This window comes from Pseudoxanthomonas sp. 97-1-1, from assembly GCF_057773125.1.
Window position 1 is genome coordinate 1,467,662 of record NZ_JBYMTJ010000001.1, and the last position, 15,622, is coordinate 1,483,283.

Below are 15,622 nucleotides of genomic sequence, written 5' to 3' on the forward strand. Positions count from 1 at the left end.
AGAGCGCCCCCATCTGGCCGTCATTCGGAGGCAAGTCGTTGCAACTATCGCCTTTTTTTCATCGTAAGTTGAAACACAGTTTCAACTTCTGGGGTCGGTACCACGCCGGAATTCATACTACTTTTTGGTGGGCCCACCAGGACTCGAACCTGGAACCAAAGGATTATGAGTCCTCTGCTCTAACCATTGAGCTATAGGCCCCCAGCGCGAGGATTGTACCGGAGGCCACGGGTGCCGATGGCGCGTCGTCGGGTGCGGCGCGCAACGCCAGGGCGCGACTGAGGATCGCCGGAGGCGTGGACTCCTCGGGAATGCGCAGCCATCCGGCAGCACGCAGGCGCTGGCCGACCACGGTCGATGCCGTCAGGACGTTGATGGGGATGGACAGGACCATGCCCAGCACGACCGGCGCCATCCACGCCGCGAGCGCGGGCGACACCAGGTAGGCGACCACGCCGCTGCTCGCGCCGAACAACGTCAATCCCGCGTAGCGGCGTACGAGGCTGGCGAGGGGCACGCTGCCGTCGTCGCGGCGCTGCGTCTCCCAGCCGGAATCCTGTCCAGCCAGCACTTCCGCCACCCCACGCGATTGCACGTACATGGTGACGGGCGCCATCAATGCCGCCATCACGGTTTCCAGCAATGCGCTGCCGATGATGCGCAGCCCACCGCCGCACTGCCGACGCAACGCCGGCTGCACCAGCGTGGCCATGCAACCCATCACCTTGGGCGCCAGCAGTACCGTCATCGTGAAGTAGAAAACCCAAAGGAATCGGGTTGGATCGCCACCGCGCCAGTAGAGCGCAGGCGTGAAGCCTTCCAGATGCGGCTGGCTCAGGTTGAAGCCGGCCTGCTGCAAGGGGATGGCCAGGCCTACCAGCATCAGCATGGCCCACATCGGCGCAGTGAAGTAGTGACCGATGCCGACCAGCAGATGCAGCCGATGCATGCGGTGCAGACCGCGCGCCGGCAGCACCGCGCCGTGCTGCAGATTGCCCTGGCACCAGCGGCGGTCGCGTACCAGCATGTCCGTGAGTGAAGGCGGTCCTTCCTCGTAACTGCCGCCCAACCCCGGCGCCATGTGGATGGCCCAGCCACCGCGACGAAGCAGCGCGGCCTCCACGAAATCATGGCTGAGCACGGCCCCCTCGAACGGCTTGCCGCCGCGAAGATGGGGCAGGCCGGCGTGCCTGGCGAACGCCGCAGTCCGGATGATGGCGTTGTGCCCCCAGTAGTTGCCTTCCGCGCCATGCCACCAGGCGATGCCATGCGCGACCACCGGGCCATACACACGGCCGGCGAACTGCTGCATGCGCGCGAAGAACGTGCGCCCATTGACGATCATCGGCAGCGTCTGGATCAGTGCAACGCTGGCGTTGCGTTCCATCGCACCCGCCAGACGGACCAGGGTGTCGCCGGTCATCAGGCTGTCGGCATCCAGGATCAGCATCTGCGGATACGCGCCGCCGAAACGCCGCACCCACTCCGCGATGTTGCCCGCCTTGCGTTCCGCGTTTTCGCGGCGACGGCGGTAGAACACACGTGCATCGGCACCCAGCCTGCGCCGCAGAGCCCGGACGGCCGCCACTTCCTGATGCCCAACTTCCGGGCGCGTGGTGTCGCTGAGGATGAAGAAGTCGAAGCGATCCCCTTGTCCCGTATCTTGCAGCGACTCATGCATCGCATGCAGGCCGGCCAGCACGCGATGCGGGTCTTCGTTGTAGGTCGGCAGCAGCAGGGCCGTGCGCGTCGATAGCTCGGGAAGCGCCGCCGCGTCATCGATGCCGAGTGGATGCGGGCGTCGGCGCAACAGCAGCACGAAGCCAGCCAGTGCGCTGGAGAACGACAGCGCGATCCAGGCGAACAGCGCAACAAACAACGCGAGCAGCACGCCCTCCAGCACATTGATGCCGTCGCCGCGCAATACCCACCAGATCTGGTAGGTCGCGAACAGGGTCAGCGCGATCGCAGTACCCATTACCAGCGCACGCCGCCGCCTGATGGCGGGGGGCGATGTGGGCAGCGCTCTTGACGACAGACGGCCTGTCCGCAGGTCCTGTACCGGCATGGCAAGCGGCGATTCCGGGGGCAGCCACTCCTGCTGCAGCAGATCATCCACGCGATGTGTGTTCATGGTCAGGTGCTCCACCGGTACAGCCAGGTTTCGGATAACGGCACGTGCCCCTCCAGCACGCGCGCATGCAGTTCCACGTCACGTCCATCCGTGTTCCCTGTCTGGGGACGGAATTCAAAGCTCAACCGCCAGCCCCGCGTCTCCGGATTCGGATAGACCACCGCACCGACGATGTCGCCCCTCGCCGCCCACACATCCGGTGTCAACTTCGCATCGCGCGGCAGCGAGGCCAGGCGGCCGCCATCCAGATCGATCACCACCAGTCGACGCGCAGGATCAGGCGCCGCGCCAATGCGCGTGTCGGTGACGACGGCCAGGTCGGCGTCCCACTGATGCGTGTCGCACCAGTGCATGCGGTAGTCGAAGCGGTGTTCGCGCCCCGCACGCAGCGGCGCGGCGGGCCGCCAGAACGCCACGATGTTGTCGTGGTATTCGTCGCCGGTGGGAATCTCCACCAGCGTGACGGCGCCTCTTCCCCAATTTCCCCTGGGTTCGATCCAGAGACTGGGACGCTGGTGGTAACGCGCCTCGATATCGGCATAGTCGCCAAAGCCACGCTTGCGCTGCATCAGGCCGAAGCCGCGGGGATCGGCATCGGCGAACGCGCTGTGCTGGACCCGCGACGGGTTGCTCAGCGGACGCCAGATCTGTTCGCCGTGCCCGTTGAAGATGGCCAGTCCATCCGAATCGTGCACGGCCGGACGGTAGTCGTCGGTGCCCACGCGATCACCGGCATCGAACTCGAACATGCTGGTCAACGGCGCGATGCCGGCATGCGCCAGGTCCACGCGGGGATACAGGTGCGACTGCACGTCGATGGCGGTTTCGCCACCCGGGCCGATCACGAAACGGAATGCGCCCGTCACGCTGGGACTGTCGAGCAACGCATGCACAACCAGATGCTTCGCGCCTGCCGAAGGCTGCTCGATCCAGAAGGCACGGAACAGCGGGAACTCCTCCGCGCCCGCGTCGCCACTGCCCAACGCCAGTCCCCGTGCGGAGAGACCATATGCGTGCCCCTTGCCCAGCGCGCGGAAATAGCTGGCGCCCAGGAATGCGACCAGTTCGTCGAACACGTCCGGCTGATTGAGCGGCGCATGCACGCGGAAGCCGGCGAACCCGAGCGCGGGGTCCCACGGCGGCGTCACCCCTTCCGGAAAATCGAACAGGTCGGGGGAGTAGGTGATCGGTTCGGCAAGCCCCTCGTGCACGCGCCACAGCTCGACGCGCTGCTTGAACAGGAAGCCCCGATGGAACATCTGCACTCGAAACGGCAGCGCCTCCTTGCGCCAGATCGCCTGCGCGGGATCGAAGCGTATATCGCGGTAGCCGTCATAGCCGACATCCAGTGACGCCGGCAGGGTTTCATCGGGTGCGCGATAGGGCTGGCGCGCCAGCGTCCGTGCAAGTCTTGGAACCGTTTCCAGTGAGAAGTGGCCTGGCGTGGCGCCTGCCGTGACGCTCGCCTGTGCCCATACACGAGGCATCGCGCCCCATGCCGCCAACGCGATGGCGCCCTTCAATACCTGTCTGCGCTCCACGCCTTTCCCATGACAACGGGTGTCTCGTTCATTCTAGATCGCGTGATGTGAGCGGAATGACAAGACCACGCACTGCGCACAATGCGCGGGTACGCCATGCACCAAAAAGAAACGCGGCCCACCAGGGCCGCGCTTCATTGGTGTAAACGCAGAGGTTCCGCTGCGTCAATCGATGTCGAGGAAGCTGCGCAGCTGTTCCGAACGCGACGGATGACGCAGCTTGCGCAGTGCCTTGGCTTCTATCTGGCGGATGCGCTCGCGGGTCACGTCGAACTGCTTGCCGACCTCTTCCAGCGTGTGATCGGTGTTCATGTCGATGCCGAAGCGCATGCGCAGCACCTTGGCTTCCCGCGGGGTCAGGCCGGCGAGTACGTCGCGAACCGTTTCCGACAGGTTGATGTTGGTGGTGTTCTCGATCGGGGACTCCACGTTGGTGTCCTCGATGAAGTCGCCCAGGTGGGAATCCTCATCGTCGCCGATCGGCGTCTCCATGGAGATCGGTTCCTTCGCGATCTTCATCACCTTGCGGATCTTGTCCTCCGGCATGTCCATTTCTTTCGCCAGTTCTTCCGGCGTGGCCTCGCGGCCGTACTGCTGGAGCATCTGGCGGGAGATGCGGTTGAGCTTGTTGATCGTCTCGATCATGTGCACCGGGATGCGGATGGTGCGCGCCTGGTCGGCGATCGAGCGGGTGATGGCCTGGCGGATCCACCAGGTGGCATAGGTCGAGAACTTGTAACCGCGACGGTATTCGAACTTGTCCACCGCCTTCATCAGGCCGATGTTGCCTTCCTGGATCAGGTCGAGGAACTGCAGGCCGCGGTTGGTGTACTTCTTGGCGATGGAGATGACCAGACGCAGGTTGGCCTCGACCATTTCCTTCTTCGCCTTGCGTGCCTTGGCTTCGCCATAGGCCATCGCGCGGCTGATTTCCTTGATGTCGGCCAGCGTCAGGTACATCGCCTGTTCGACCGCGATGGTGGCTTCCTGCTCGGCGACGATCTGTTCCCTGACGTCACGCAGGCCCGACGACCACTTCTGCTTGCGCTTCAACACCTCGTCCACCCAGCCCAGGTTGGTCTGGTTGCCTTCCCACGCGCGCAGGAACTCCTTGCGCGGCATCTTGGCGACATTGGCGCACAAGTGCAGCACGCGGCGCTCATGGTCCTTGACCTGGGCCACGACCTCACGCAGCTTGCGTACCAGCGTGTCGGTCAGCGGAAGCGGCAGCTTGAGGGTGACGAAGGTCTCGCCCAGTTCGGTGCGCAGCTTGACCACGGCCTTGTTCTCGGGGCCGTTCTTCGCATAGGACTTCTTGAACTTGGCGTAGCCGTCGGCCAGCACCTGCATGCGACGCGCGACTTCTTCCGGATCCGGGCCGGTCGGGCCCGCTTCCTCGGCCACATCGTCGGCGGCTTCTTCTTCATCGTCGGCGGCATCGTCGGCGGCTTCGACGGTTTCCTCGGCCACCGGTACTTCCGGCGCCGGCTCCTCGACATCGTTGAATCCGACGATGACCTCGGCCAGGCGCTTCTTGCCCGCCTTGTGCAGCTCGTAGTCTTCCAGCAACAGCTCGATCGACCACGGGAAGTTGCCGAGCGACGCCTGCACCTGGCCCAGGCCTTCCTCGATGCGCTTGGCGATGGCGATTTCGCCTTCGCGCGTCAGCAGCTCGACGGTGCCCATCTCGCGCATGTACATGCGCACCGGGTCGGTGGTGCGACCACCTTCGGTATCCAGCGAAGTGAGCGCCGCGGCGGCTTCTTCGGCCGCGGTTTCGTCGACTTCGCGGTTGCCGGTGTTGCCATCGGCAAGCAGGAGGGTTTCGGCATCGGGAGCGACTTCATGGACATCGATGCCCATGCCGTTGATCATGCCGATGATGTCTTCGATCTGTTCCGGATCGACCAGGTCGTCGGGAAGGTGATCGTTGACTTCGGCGTAAGTCAGATAGCCCTGCTCCAGGCCCTTGCTGATCAAGAGCTTGATGTCGGACTGCTGCGCAGGACGTTCGTTGGCCATCGAGGTTGCGCCACCGGGAAGAGGAAAGGGAGAACCCCGTATTATACCAGCCCGGACCGGCTTGGGTTCCTGAAGCCTGTCTCCCGGCAAGGGGAGAACGTCACGGGCGGAGCAGGAAGGTCACGGGCCCGTCATTGACGAGGCTGATCACCATATGGGCGCCGAAACGCCCGGTTTCCACCCTGCCGGCGTGCTTTTCTCGGCAGATGTCGACCAGCCGGTTGAAGCCCTGTTCAGCCTCGGCGGGCGGGGCCGCGGTGGTGAAACTGGGCCGCATGCCCGAACGGGTATCGGCGGCCAACGTGAACTGGCTGACCAGCAGGAGTCCGCCGTTCGTATCGGCCAGGGAGCGGTTCATGCGCCCCGCCTCGTCGGCGAAGACCCGGTAACCCAGCAGGCGGTCGGCCATGCGGGCGATCTGCGCCTCGCCATCCCCTGGTTCCACCCCCACCAAGGCCAGCAGACCGGTGTCGATGGCCCCCACGACGGTGTCGTCGACCGCGACGCTCGCCCGGGTCACACGCTGGATCAGGGAAAGCATGGGATGGGTCCGGATGGCATGAAGGGAAGAACAGGATACCGGGGGCGCCGTCCCGCACTGGCAAGGGCGGCACGCCGGTTGGCTACACTCGGCGGATGAAACCGGACACCCTCGCCGCCTTCGGCTACCACGCCGCCGCCTTCATCGGGCGCCTCCCCTGGCCTTGGCTGCGCGCACTGGGAGATGCGATGGCCTGGGCGTGGCGGCGATTCGACGTGCGCGAAAGCCGGGTGGCCCGCCGCAATCTGGAGATCGCCTATCCGGACCTGCTGCCGGGACAGCGGGACGAATTGCACGCCGCCATCCTGCGCACGACCGCGCGGCAGGCATTGGAAACGCTGCGCTTCTGGACGCGGCCGGCAGGCGAGAACCTGGCCTGCCTGCGCGAGCGTCACGGCGAGGCGCTGTACGACGAAGCGCTGGCCAGTGGCAAAGGCGTGATCGTCGCTGCGCCCCACTTCGGCAACTGGGAGCTGCTTAACCAGTGGCTGGCCTCGCGCGGCCCGATCGCCATCGTCTACCGCCCGCCTGAGTCGCCGGCGGGTGACGCCTTCCTGCTGCGGGTACGTGGAGCGGACAACATCCGTCAGGTGCGCGCGGAGGGCCCCGCCGTGCGCCAACTGTGGAAGGTACTGAAGGATGGGGGTGCGGTGGGTATCCTGCCCGACCAGCAGCCCAAGATGGGCGACGGCGAATTCGCGCCGTTCTTCGGCAAGCCCGCGCTGACCATGACGCTGGTGTCGCGCTTGGCCGAGCGCACGGGGGCGACGGTGCTGTTCGCCTGGTGTGAACGCATCGGTCCGGGGCCGGACTTCGCGCTGCACGTGGAGCGCGCACCCGCAGCGATCGCCGATACGGACGCCGTGACGGCCGTGACAGCACTCAACCAGGCCGTCGAGCGGATCGCGCGCCGCGATCCCGCGCAGTACCAGTGGACCTACAAACGCTATACCCTGCGGCCGGAAGGCAGTGGCGAGGGCAATCCCTACCACTGAGGGGAATACACGGGGGAAGACGATGCGGATGCGGAGATGGTTGGCCGGGATGTTGGCTGGCGCGCTGGTGCTGCCGGCGGCGGCGCAGGACATGGCCACCATGAACGAGGTCTCACGAGCGTGGGATCGCTATGCAGCACTCAGCAGCCAGGATAGGGTCGAGGCCGTGGATCTGCTGTCAGACTCGAGCCTGACGCACGCCGGCTTTCTGCGCGACATGGCGCTCTACGCCTCGCCTGATCAGTTGCGGCGCCTGCCGGTTCTTGATCGCGTGGTCGTCTATCTTCTTCGCGCCACTCAAGCCGAGGCGGCATTGCAGGCCATGGACGATCGCGCCGTGGCCACCCTGTGCGTGAGCCGGGGTTGGATCAATACCCGACCACCCCAGCCTGATGCCGCCATACCAAGCCTGTCCCACGTCACGGTGGTGGGCGACCAGGCGATCGGCGAACTGGCACCACCGACGGAGACCCAGTTCCAGTTCGGGCCCGCGTTCGTGCGCGAGGACGGTCAGTGGCGCTTCCTTTACACGTCCATGGTGGAGGACATGTCCTTCGGGATGGACGAGCAGATACGGCGAACGGGCATGAGTGAATCCCGCGTGCTGGAAATGTCGCTCTCGAATTCGCTCCAGAGCCAGGCGCCCAGCCTGGCCACACTCGACCGGGCGCTGCTGGATGATGCGGCCAAGCGCACGCGACTGAATGAGAGATGGCCTGACTACAGCCAGTGGCGACACCTGCGCGTACGCGCCGTGGTGCGCAAGGCCGAAGAAGGCGACGCCTTCGCCCAATTCGTCACCGGCAGCCTGCTGTATAGCGGTGAGATACCGGCCGTTCTGCCCAAGGATGAAGCCGCCGGCCTCGCCTGGTGGGAGAAGGCCAGCGAAGGCGGACATGGCGACGCCGCGTGGATGACGTTCATCACCATCACCGGGGGCAAAGAAGGCCAGACCGATGCTGCCATGCTCAAGGCACTCCCCCACCTGCAGCGCGCAGTGGCCCAAGGCTGGCCGCCCGAAGCACTGCTGGCACAATCCAACTACTACCTGGATGGCATGGGCGGTCTGCCGCGCGACTGCCGGCAGGCAGCGGAATGGGCGGCGCGCGCTGAAGAAGCCGGAGCGGAGTCTGCGCGCAACGAACGTGTCTGGATCTGGGCCACCTGTCCTGTCGCCGGACAACGCGATCCGGTCCAGGCGTTGGAACTCGCCCAGCACATGATCCATCGCGAAGAGGCATTGGCCTGGCATGAACTGGACACCGTCGCGGCTGCGCTGGCCGCCAATCACGACTTCGAGCAGGCTGTCCGCTTCCAGAGCCAAGCGGTGGAGAAGATGAGCGCCGATCCCGAGTACAGCGGGCGCGAGCGCGACGCGGTCCTGAAGCGCATGAAAGCCCGGCTGAGCCGCTATCGCAGCGGCCGTGACTACGTGCTGGACTATCGGATGATCGATGAACTGAGGACAGGCAGGCAGTGACGCACCCCGATATCCCCACACCCCTGCCGGCGGTCGCCAACTGGCAATCACTGCCGCCCCGCGGCGCCTGGCTGGCCGCGCTGGGCGGTGCTGCCCTGATGTTCCCGCTGGCGATCCCTGCTTTCTTCATCTCCCGGGCCACTGACGTCGTGTCGCCCTGGCTTGCCGTTCCGGCAGCGGCGCTGGCCGGCGCCTTGATCGGCGCGTGGGTCGCGGTCAAGCGCCATCGGCGCACCCGCTGGCGCCTGGACGACCAGGGTTTCGCGTTGCGTCGCGGTAACTGGTGGCAGAGCGAGACCCACGTGCCCATTTCGCGCGTGCAGCACCTGGATCTCAAGCGGGGACCGCTCGAACGCAGCGCACGCCTGTCGACCCTGGTGGTGCATACCGCAGGCACGCGGATGGCGGCGGTTTCCGTGTCGGGGCTGGATGCAGAGGACGCGGAGCGCCTGCGCGAACGCCTTGCCACGCAGGTCGACCACGACGACGCGCTGTGATGGATGGCGCCGTGCAAACCGATGCTCCCGACGAACGCCGCCTGCACCCCTGGTCATGGCTGTTCGTGCTGCTGCAACAACTCAAGCAGCTCATCTTTCCGCTGGTCGCGCTGGTGGTGTTCGGTGCCCGCAAGAGCAGTGGCGATGGCGACGTCTGGGCGTCGCTCGCACCCATCATCGGCATCGCCGTGCTGGTGGTGCTGGCAATCCTGCAGTACTTCACCTATCGCTACACGATCGGGCGCGATGGCCTGACGGTGCGCGAAGGCCTGTTGCACCGCTCGCGACGGGAGATCCCGTTCTCGCGCATCCACAACGTGGTGGTCCACCAGTCGCTGCTGCACCGCATGTTCGGCGTCGCAGAGGTGCGGCTCGAGTCTGCGGGAGGACAGAAGCCGGAAGCCCAAATGCGGGTCCTTGGCCTGCACGACGCGCTGGCCCTGGAAAACCTGGTGCGGCATCAGGCGCATGGCACGGCCGCCCACGAGGCGCCGGGTACGACGGGCGCAGCACACCCGGCCGACACCACACTTCTGTCACTCTCGACACGGGAAGTCATCAGGCTTGGCCTGATCTCCAACCGCGGCATGATCGTGGTCGCCGCGGGCTTCGGTGCCGCGTGGCAGATCCTGCCGGAGAAGATGATCGAGCAGTTCTTCCGCCAGGGTGCGAAACAGGCTTACGGCTATGCCGAGCAACTGCATCTGGGCTGGCTCGCGGGCGCGGCCAGCGTCGTCGCGCTCGTCATCCTCGCGCTGGGCCTGGTCCGGGCCTTGTCCGTCGTGCTGGCCCTGCTGCAGTTCCACGGCTTCCGGCTGACAGAAGATGCACGCCGCCTGATGGTGGAACGCGGCCTGCTTGCGCGCCTGCGCACCAGCGTTGCGCGCCGGCGCATCCAGGCATGGACCATCCATGAGGGCGTGCTGCACCGGGTGTTCCACCGCCGCTCGCTGCGCATCGATACCGCCGTCGCCGAGAAGGCAGGCCAACAGGACACGCGCGCACTGAAGGACGTGGCCCCCGTCGCGTCGCCAGACGCGTGCGATGCACTCGTGCGGCACCTGCTGCCGCATGTGGAATGGCCGCGCGAGGACTGGCAGCCCGTCGAAGACTCCGCACGCTGGCGCTTGTTGCTGCCGTCGCTGGCCCTGCTGGTACCGGTCACCGCGCTCGCAGCGTGGCACGTCGGCCATTGGGCCTGGCTGGGGCTCGCATGGTTCGCCTTCGCCGCGTACGCCGCACACCGGCAGGCGCAGCGCATGGGCTGGGCCCTGGACAATCACGTCGTGGCGGTGCGCAGTGGCTGGTGGTCACGCTACTGGCGCTTTGCCGAGATCGACAAACTGCAGGCGTTGCGCCTGTCGCGCTCGCCCCTCGACCACGCCTGCGGCACCGCCACGCTCTGGCTGGATACGGCGGGCGCGAGCGGGATCGCCGCACCGCTGTGCCTGCGCTTCGTACGTTTCGAAGACGTGGCCATTGTTTATGATCGCCTGCGTGGCACATTGGCGAATCGCCGCCTGACATGGTGAACATGGAGTCAATTCCGCAATCGGACGCCGCCGCTCCGCTCGTGGTGCGCTGTGGCGCCTTCGGCGATGTGGTGATGCTCACCACCCTCATCCGCCTCCTGCACGCACGCTACGGCCGTCCCGTCGATGTACTGGGCGCCGGACCCTGGACGCACGCCCTGCTCGAGCCATTGCCGGAGGTGGGTTCCGTGTGGACGATCCGCAGCCGCAATACGCCTTACCTGCTCTGCCCCAGCCAATGGGCGGCAGTCAGTCGGCTGCGCGCACGCGGGCGCGGCCCCGTGTACGTGTGCGAAACACATTCGCCCACACTGCGCCTGCTGCAACGTGCGGGCATACCCGACGAGGACCAGGTGCGGCGCGCACTCGAGGACGATGAGCGCGACGGCGTCCCGAGACTCTGGCCTGACCGCTGGCTGCTGTTGGGTGCGAACGATCCGGCGCACCCCTACCCGCATGCTGCCGAGGTCGATGCCGCTGCCTTCCGCCTGCCGCGGCTGGTCGTGCGCCCGGCGGATCGTGAGGACGTGCTGCGCTGGAAGGCCGCCTACGGATTCGGAACCGCGCCGTGCATCCTGTTCCAGCCTGGCAACAAGCGCACCCACAAGCGAGGCCGTCTGGGCGCACTGAGCCATTCCAAGCATTGGCCGCCCAGTGCATGGGCCGGACTGGCGGACGCGATCTGGAACGACCGGCCCGATGCCCGGATCGTGCTTTGCGGATCGCCGGTCGAACGCGGCGTGCTGGACGACATCCACGCGGCCGCTGGGTACACGCCCAGGATGGTCAACGCCGCAGGGGAACTTCCGGTGCCGCGCCTGCTCGCATTGCTGGAACAGGCGCACAGCATCGTGTCCGTCGACACCGGCCCCGCCCATGCCGCTGCCGCGCTCGGCTGCCCGCTCGTCGTGATGTTCGGTTCCGCGTCGCCCGCGAAATGGCGACCCATCGGTCCCGGAGCGATCCATGTGCTGGGCGGCGAACGCGGCGAGGCGAGCCGCGTCAGTGACCTTCAGGTCGCCGACGTGATCCACGCATGGCGCACGCTACCCATGCGCGATCAGCCCGTCTTCTCGATGCCGTAAGGCGTCCGGGTGATGCGCTGCGCGCGGGTCTGTGCGCGGATGGCGAGGTTGCGCTGGAGCGATTCGGACGTCTTGTAACCACGCGCGTGATCGAGATGCACGCAGACCGCGCGATGCCGGATCTGCTTGCCGCGCACCCCATGGTTCTCCAGACGCTCGCCAAGCTCGCGATCGGGGCCGCCGTACTTCATCCGTTCGTCGTAACCGTTGATCGCCAGCAGATCCTGCTTCCATGCGGAAGAGTTGCAGTTGTTGAACGTCGCGCGCGTGGTGGTGATGGCATCCAGCAGGGGGCCGGTCCGCGTTCCCGCGCCCAGCTTGAGCGCAGGCGAGAATCCCACGCGGTCCAGCGCGCGCAGCCAGTCGAGCTGGAAGCACCGGCCGTCGCGGATGTCCTCCAGCGTGATCGCCTTGCTCGCCTTCATGCTCAGCTTGCAGTAGCCCCCGGACAGGAAGCGCCCTGGCTCCGCCAGTGCGGCGTGGACGCCCACGAAATCGCGGCGCGGAATGCAGTCGCCGTCGGTGAAAAGGATGTAGTCGTGCGACGACTCCAGGATCGCGCGATTCAGGATTTCCTGTCGCCGGTAACCCGCGTCCTCGTGCCAGACATGCCGCAACGGCACCGGATAATCGGCCGCCAGCCGTTCCACCATCTCGCGGGTGCTCGCGCGCGAACCATCGTCGGCGACGATCAGCTCAAAGTCGCGCCATGTCTGGAACCGGTAGCCGTGCAGCACCTTCTCCAGCCATTCCTCCGCGTTGTACGTACTGGCAATGACAGTGATCTTCATGACACCCCTTCACCCGCCCGATTCTCGCCGGGCCAGATGACAACCGGTCGCGGTCCTCAGGCCGGCCCCCAATAGCCGATGCGCTTGCGGATCTTGAGCTTCCGCCACAGGTTCATCGGCTTGGGCCGCGGGTTGCGTGCCCCTGCCGCGATGAACGCGTCGATGGCCTCCAGCACGCGTTCGCTCGATCGGCCGTCGCGGTATGGATGGATGCTGTCGGCGTAGTCGACGATGGCCTGCATAAGCGCCGGCGGCCGGGACAGCGCGCGTCGGATGGCCGGCTCGAACTGGGCCGCATCGTCGATGTCGATCAGTTGCGGGCCCGGCCTGCGGTTCTTGAACGTCACCACCGGCTTGTGCGTGAGCAGGAACTCGTTCAGCGCCGACGATGTGTCCGAACACATCATGTCGACCTGCGGGAACAGGTCCAGGATGTTGTCGTCGTCGGCAAAGCGCAGGTGTTCGTTCTGCAGCGCGCGGAATTTCGCCACGGTGTCCGGATTCATCTTCGGATGGAAGGTGACGATCCAGCGCCACTCCCCGGTGCGCGACAGTCGCTTCACTTCTTCGTACAGCGTCTCCGCGGCACTCCACGACGGGGAGAACGTGGAGTGGTACAGGATGACCGGCGGTTCGCGAACCGGCGGCAGGGCGCCGGCGATATCCTTCATGAAAGGGTCGATCTTCGGCCAGCCCGTCTCGACCACCTTGAAGTGGCCGACGCGCTCGGCGATGTCCGTGAATGCGCGCGTGTCGTTCGGCCCCGTGGTGCAATAGAGGTCGAAGAACCCGCGGATGTAGATATGCCGGGGCTTCCCCGCATCGAAGCCGTGGAAGGTTTCCACCTTCACGCCTGGGAAGAAGTGCGGGACCGCGTTGCTGCCGGTGATCACGGCGATGGCGTTCCAGCGGCGGACTTCCTCCGTGGTGGTCAGCAGTCTCTCGTCCGGTCGCAGGTCCTCCGCCCCTGGGCCATCGAAGAACCAGGCGGCCTCGTCGCCGCGAGCACGGATGGCATCCTGCAACGGCCGCAGGATGGCGAGCGCGTAGCGCTCCGAGCCGTAAAGGAGATAATGCTTGGCCATCAGTGTTCCAGTTGGTGTCGTGCGAGCTTGCGGTGCGCGGCCTCGATGGAGGCCGGGTTGTGTTGCATCTCGTAGTAGCGCATGCGTTTGTAGACAGCGTAGTTCGCGGCAGTCTGGGCGATGATGAAACCGCGCCAGCCGTCCAGGAAAGCCAGTCGCAGCAGGTAGTCCTTGATAAAGCTCGACAGATAGACCAGCGGGGTCAGCCACATCCGTACCGGCCGCCGCTTGTCGCGCCAGTCCAGAGCCTTGAGTTCGCTGTAACGGAGTACCTTCAGCTGCTTGTGCACCAAGCTGGGGTTGTCGGCGTGATTGAATGGCGCGCGGAACTCTACCGTCTCGCCATCGAAACGCAACGACTCATGCACGCGGGCATCCGTCCATCGCGCCCGGTCGCGGTGATAGATCCGCGCAGAACGCTCGCCCACCATCGGCCGGTACCACCGCATCGGTGCGCCCATCAGCCAGGTACGACGGCGAAGCCAGGCACCAGCCTTCGCAGAGGCCAGCAAGGAGGGCAATTCGCGTTCGAGTTGCGCGGCAAGTTCCTCCGACAGGAACTCGTCCGCATCCAGCACCAGCAACCAGTCGTGGCGCGCCTGGGTGCTGGCGAAGTTGCGTTGCGGCCCGAACCCCAGCCAGTCCTGGTGAACCACGCGCGCGCCATGCGCCTCCGCGACCGCGACGGTATCGTCGGTACTCCCGCTGTCGACCACCAGCTTTTCCGTGACGAACGGCACACTATCCAGGCAACGCCCGATGTTCAGCGCCTCGTTGTGGGTAATGACGACGAGGGAGATGGGAAGGGGGGGGTGCATGGCGGTCATTCTAGACTCCCACGCAGATTCCGGCTGCAGGAGGCCTGCCGATCCTTCACTGGCATGACTTCCTGACTGGCGGCTGTCTTGCGCTTACACGCGGACCCGCCCTCAGCCCACAGTCCCGGGAAAATACTGCGTCCCCACTATCCCCCTTTCCCATGCAGCGCATCCTGGTCACCGGCGGAGCCGGCTTCCTCGGGTCGCACCTGTGCGAGCGACTGGTCGAGCAAGGCCATGACGTACTGTGTGTCGACAACTTTTTCACCGGCAGCAAACAGAACATTGCCCACCTACTCAATCATCCCCGTTTCGAATTGATGCGGCACGATGTGACCTTCCCCCTCTACGTGGAAGTGGACCGCATCTTCAACCTTGCCTGCCCTGCCTCGCCCGTGCATTACCAGCACGATCCGGTGCAGACCACGAAGACCAGCGTGCATGGTGCCATCAACATGCTGGGGCTGGCCAAGCGGCTCGATGCGCGCATCCTGCAAGCGTCCACCAGCGAGGTGTACGGGGACCCGGAGGTGCATCCGCAGCAGGAAGGCTACTGGGGGCGCGTCAACCCGATCGGCATCCGCAGTTGCTATGACGAGGGCAAGCGCTGCGCCGAAACACTGTTCTTCGATTACTTCCGCCAGCACCAGCTCGACATCAAGGTCGTGCGAATCTTCAATACCTACGGACCTCGGATGCATCCCAACGACGGCCGCGTCGTGTCCAATTTCATCGTGCAGGCGTTGCGCGGCGACGACATCACCATCTACGGCGATGGCAGCCAGACACGCAGCTTCTGCTACGTGGATGACCTCATCGATGCCATGGGTCGCATGATGGAGACAGAGCGCGGCTTCACCGGCCCGGTCAATATAGGCAACCCCGGCGAGTTCAGCATGCTGGAGCTGGCGGAAAAAGTGCTCGCTCTGGTCGGCGGCCGTTCCCGGCTGGTCTTCCAGCCTCTGCCTTCCGACGACCCGAAGCAGCGCCAGCCGGATATCGCGCTGGCACGCAAGAAGCTGGGATGGCAGCCCCGTATCGAGCTGGAGGATGGACTGAAAGAAACCATCTCCTACTTCCGCCGCCTGCTGCAGGCCTAGG

General features: G+C 65.7%; 13 protein-coding genes and 1 tRNA gene. 6 read left to right on the forward strand and 8 right to left on the reverse strand.

Annotated elements, in window-relative coordinates; translation table 11 throughout:
• Nucleotides 1-125: 125 nt before the first annotated feature.
• From AC3DET_RS06830 to dtd, 5 genes are all read right to left on the reverse strand, one after another.
• Nucleotides 126-201, reverse strand: a tRNA-Ile gene (locus AC3DET_RS06830).
• The gene (gene mdoH / locus AC3DET_RS06835; RefSeq protein WP_488391183.1) at nt 164-2,134 is read right to left on the reverse strand and encodes a glucans biosynthesis glucosyltransferase MdoH; all 1,971 of its coding nucleotides are present in this window, start codon (nt 2,132-2,134) and stop codon (nt 164-166) included. The genes AC3DET_RS06830 and mdoH overlap by 38 nt, the downstream gene beginning before the upstream one ends.
• A 2-nt stretch (nt 2,135-2,136) precedes the next feature.
• The gene (locus AC3DET_RS06840; RefSeq protein ID WP_488391119.1) at nt 2,137-3,675 is read right to left on the reverse strand and encodes an OpgD/OpgG family glucan biosynthesis protein; all 1,539 of its coding nucleotides are present in this window, start codon (nt 3,673-3,675) and stop codon (nt 2,137-2,139) included.
• A gap of 165 nt (nt 3,676-3,840) precedes the next feature.
• Nucleotides 3,841-5,697 carry an RNA polymerase sigma factor RpoD gene (gene rpoD / locus AC3DET_RS06845; RefSeq protein WP_337732271.1) on the reverse strand — a complete coding sequence of 619 codons (1,857 nt, stop codon included), beginning with the start codon at nt 5,695-5,697 and terminating at the stop codon, nt 3,841-3,843.
• A 100-nt stretch (nt 5,698-5,797) separates the two neighbouring features.
• Nucleotides 5,798-6,238, reverse strand: a complete 441-nt coding sequence (gene dtd, locus AC3DET_RS06850) for a D-aminoacyl-tRNA deacylase (protein WP_488391120.1) — start codon at nt 6,236-6,238, stop codon at nt 5,798-5,800.
• A 95-nt stretch (nt 6,239-6,333) separates the two neighbouring features.
• On the opposite strand from dtd, the gene AC3DET_RS06855 reads away from it, so the two are divergent.
• The 5 genes from AC3DET_RS06855 (at nt 6,334) to AC3DET_RS06875 (ending at nt 11,827) form a co-directional block, all read left to right on the forward strand.
• A complete protein-coding gene (locus AC3DET_RS06855; protein WP_488391121.1) occupies nt 6,334-7,233 on the forward strand; it encodes a lauroyl acyltransferase in 900 nt (299 codons plus the stop codon).
• 49 nt (nt 7,234-7,282) lie between these two features.
• Complete coding sequence (locus tag AC3DET_RS06860) at nt 7,283-8,713, forward strand: SEL1-like repeat protein (protein WP_488391184.1); 1,431 nt, start codon at nt 7,283-7,285, stop codon at nt 8,711-8,713.
• Nucleotides 8,710-9,210: a PH domain-containing protein gene (locus AC3DET_RS06865; protein WP_446538410.1), complete on the forward strand. Its 501-nt coding sequence runs from the start codon at nt 8,710-8,712 to the stop codon at nt 9,208-9,210. The genes AC3DET_RS06860 and AC3DET_RS06865 overlap by 4 nt, the downstream gene beginning before the upstream one ends.
• Nucleotides 9,210-10,742 carry a PH domain-containing protein gene (locus AC3DET_RS06870; protein ID WP_488391122.1) on the forward strand — a complete coding sequence of 511 codons (1,533 nt, stop codon included), beginning with the start codon at nt 9,210-9,212 and terminating at the stop codon, nt 10,740-10,742. The genes AC3DET_RS06865 and AC3DET_RS06870 overlap by 1 nt, the downstream gene beginning before the upstream one ends.
• Before the next feature lie 74 nt (nt 10,743-10,816).
• The gene (locus tag AC3DET_RS06875) at nt 10,817-11,827 is read left to right on the forward strand and encodes a glycosyltransferase family 9 protein (protein WP_488391123.1); all 1,011 of its coding nucleotides are present in this window, start codon (nt 10,817-10,819) and stop codon (nt 11,825-11,827) included.
• Here the strand turns inward: AC3DET_RS06875 and AC3DET_RS06880 are convergent.
• Genes AC3DET_RS06880 through AC3DET_RS06890 form a run of 3 tightly spaced genes read right to left on the reverse strand, consistent with a single transcriptional unit; the run spans nt 11,803 to nt 14,521 of the window.
• Nucleotides 11,803-12,618, reverse strand: a complete 816-nt coding sequence (locus AC3DET_RS06880; protein ID WP_446538413.1) for a glycosyltransferase family 2 protein — start codon at nt 12,616-12,618, stop codon at nt 11,803-11,805. The genes AC3DET_RS06875 and AC3DET_RS06880 overlap by 25 nt on opposite strands.
• Before the next feature lie 56 nt (nt 12,619-12,674).
• Nucleotides 12,675-13,703 carry a CDP-glycerol glycerophosphotransferase family protein gene (locus AC3DET_RS06885; RefSeq protein WP_337732279.1) on the reverse strand — a complete coding sequence of 343 codons (1,029 nt, stop codon included), beginning with the start codon at nt 13,701-13,703 and terminating at the stop codon, nt 12,675-12,677.
• The gene (locus tag AC3DET_RS06890; RefSeq protein ID WP_337732280.1) at nt 13,703-14,521 is read right to left on the reverse strand and encodes a glycosyltransferase family 2 protein; all 819 of its coding nucleotides are present in this window, start codon (nt 14,519-14,521) and stop codon (nt 13,703-13,705) included. Before AC3DET_RS06890 ends, AC3DET_RS06885 begins: the two co-directional genes overlap by 1 nt.
• Nucleotides 14,522-14,682: 161 nt before the next feature.
• Here AC3DET_RS06890 and AC3DET_RS06895 point away from each other — a divergent pair, with 161 nt between their 5' ends.
• Complete coding sequence (locus AC3DET_RS06895) at nt 14,683-15,621, forward strand: UDP-glucuronic acid decarboxylase family protein (protein WP_488391124.1); 939 nt, start codon at nt 14,683-14,685, stop codon at nt 15,619-15,621.
• Nucleotide 15,622 lies beyond the last annotated feature (1 nt).

Bases quoted from the DNA above. Each gene is read 5' to 3' on its own strand.
- AC3DET_RS06870 (WP_488391122.1), top strand. From the start codon at position 9,210: ATGGATGGCGCCGTGCAAACCGATGCTCCCGACGAACGCCGCCTGCAC.
- AC3DET_RS06875 (WP_488391123.1), top strand. From the start codon at position 10,817: ATGCTCACCACCCTCATCCGCCTCCTGCACGCACGCTACGGCCGTCCC.
- AC3DET_RS06880 (WP_446538413.1), bottom strand. From the start codon at position 12,618: ATGAAGATCACTGTCATTGCCAGTACGTACAACGCGGAGGAATGGCTG.
- rpoD (WP_337732271.1), bottom strand. From the start codon at position 5,697: ATGGCCAACGAACGTCCTGCGCAGCAGTCCGACATCAAGCTCTTGATC.
- AC3DET_RS06860 (WP_488391184.1), top strand. From the start codon at position 7,283: ATGTTGGCTGGCGCGCTGGTGCTGCCGGCGGCGGCGCAGGACATGGCC.
- AC3DET_RS06885 (WP_337732279.1), bottom strand. From the start codon at position 13,703: ATGGCCAAGCATTATCTCCTTTACGGCTCGGAGCGCTACGCGCTCGCC.
- AC3DET_RS06855 (WP_488391121.1), top strand. From the start codon at position 6,334: ATGAAACCGGACACCCTCGCCGCCTTCGGCTACCACGCCGCCGCCTTC.
- mdoH (WP_488391183.1), bottom strand. From the start codon at position 2,134: ATGAACACACATCGCGTGGATGATCTGCTGCAGCAGGAGTGGCTGCCC.
- dtd (WP_488391120.1), bottom strand. From the start codon at position 6,238: ATGCTTTCCCTGATCCAGCGTGTGACCCGGGCGAGCGTCGCGGTCGAC.
- AC3DET_RS06895 (WP_488391124.1), top strand. From the start codon at position 14,683: ATGCAGCGCATCCTGGTCACCGGCGGAGCCGGCTTCCTCGGGTCGCAC.
- AC3DET_RS06890 (WP_337732280.1), bottom strand. From the start codon at position 14,521: ATGCACCCCCCCCTTCCCATCTCCCTCGTCGTCATTACCCACAACGAG.